The sequence below is a fragment of the Bartonella sp. AA1HLJMS genome (assembly GCF_042197445.1).
Taxonomy (GTDB): domain Bacteria; phylum Pseudomonadota; class Alphaproteobacteria; order Rhizobiales; family Rhizobiaceae; genus Bartonella.
Map to the genome: position 1 here is coordinate 1 of NZ_JBHIRW010000295.1, position 600 is coordinate 600.

Genomic DNA, 600 nt, shown 5'->3' on the forward strand with positions numbered 1-600 from the left:
AATGTAAAAAGAACGTTTTTACAAGACATTCACTTAATATGCATTTGCTTTTGATTGGATTGATAAAGCTACCGAGCATTTTGATTTGTTTGATACGTTTAATAGCCATAACAAGCGTTTATAGGCTCTGTAATTCAAATGAGTTATTAAAGATCATACGCACATTTACGTTTCTTTTGATAAGTTTTCATATCTCTCATAGAGTGCTTGCAATATGATACGTTTTGTATATATGCATTCATTACTCCATTGTGGATGATTATTTTTCTATCATTATAATCGCTATTTGAAAGCCGCGTCATATCATTTGACACGGCTTTTTTTATGTTACTCTCTCTTTTATGATATGTTTATAGCAATGCATTTTATATGCGTTTATAACCATAAAGAAGGCACGCCCCCCATACCTGTTTTTATTCTGTTTTATCAGTTATATTGATAACATTATCTCTTTCATACACCTCACAATTTTTTGGAACCAACCTTACTTTGCTTTTTTTGTTGATTTTTGCATTGCCATAAGCACGCCCCCAGATCGTTGCACAATATGAGATTTTAGCATTGCCATAAACAGAGCCATAAATCTCACAAGAGCCACTC

Annotated in this window: 1 pseudogene; it reads right to left on the bottom strand. The window is 32.7% G+C overall.

Going from position 1 to position 600, the window contains the following annotated elements:
- Positions 1-413: 413 nt before the first annotated feature.
- Positions 414-600 (bottom strand): annotated as a pseudogene (locus tag ACFIQE_RS11290) (hypothetical protein); the annotation flags it as partial.